Origin of the sequence: Moraxella sp. (genome assembly GCF_024227015.1) — a bacterium.
Lineage (GTDB): Bacteria > Pseudomonadota > Gammaproteobacteria > Pseudomonadales > Moraxellaceae > Moraxella.
Genome location: NZ_JAAELD010000269.1, coordinates 1 through 1,096, shown reverse-complemented (window position 1 = coordinate 1,096; position 1,096 = coordinate 1). Strand labels below are relative to the sequence as shown.

1 protein-coding gene is annotated in these 1,096 nt (G+C 44.1%); it reads right to left on the bottom strand.

What is annotated here, in order from left to right; all coding sequences use genetic code 11:
• Positions 1-890: CDF family Co(II)/Ni(II) efflux transporter DmeF (dmeF, locus tag GY683_RS06240; protein WP_297287923.1), on the bottom strand; the 890-nt coding region annotated here is incomplete at its 3' end.
• Between the last annotated feature and the right edge of the window lie 206 nt (positions 891-1,096).

The window sequence follows — 1,096 nt, the reverse complement described above, 5'->3', positions numbered from 1 at the left end:
TCAAACTTGCTTAGCTTTTGCTTATACTCATCCAATGAAATACCCGCTTGGTCTATAAGCGTAATTGCCGCTGCATGATGATGTCCACTCACCTTCCAAATATGTAAATCCGTAACAAGGGCTACGGGCGCAAGCTCATCTTGGATTGCCTTTCGATATTTATCATCGATATTTTCATCAAGCAGAATCGGGCTTGTTTGCTTGAGTAAGTTCAATGTCCACTTACTGATCACTAATGCACCGACCATGCCCATCACCGCATCGAGCCAATTCCAACCATAGAACTTCCCTAGTACCAAGGCCACAATTGCCATCACGGAAGTCAGCGCATCTGCTAGCACGTGTAAGTAGGCTGCTCGCAAATTATGATCATGGTGATGTGTATGTCCATGATGGTGTGAGTGCTCGTGATGATGAGCATCATCATGGTCATGGTGGTGATGGTCACCTAGCAGCAACATACTGATGACGTTCACTGCCAAGCCAATACAAGCGACGATAATCGCTTCATTAAACTGAATCGACTGCGGATTAAGCAAGCGATGGACCGACTCAACCAACATTAATAACGCAACAATCCCAAGTGCAATGGCACTTGTGTAGCCACCAAGCACACTGACCTTTCCCGTACCAAACGAAAACCTATCATTACTCTGATGTTTTTTCGCATATCGGTAGGCAAACAAGGTAATGCAGAACGCTGCCGCATGTGTGCCCATATGCCAACCGTCTGCCAAAAGCGCCATAGAGCCATAGACCGTGCCCGCGACAATTTCGACTACCATCGTGGTCAGCGTAAGAAGCAGCACGTAAAACGTTCGCTTTTCACCTTGATGATTGTGGCTAGAAAAATGGTGATGATGAGTCAGTGTGTCATTAGCTATTTTCATTATATTGTTTGATTATCAAATTATTTGATTTAAATTTAGTTTGATCATCAAACAATGTCAATCTTCGATTGCAGCAATAACAGCTTCCTTGTTATCGTCAGGATTCAAATCGTGAGGATGCACGACATAGCGACATAATGATTCCAAAGCAGATGCCTTGAGTGATCATGGAGCTATGCTGATTTCTGGTGTATGGAAGAGAAAGG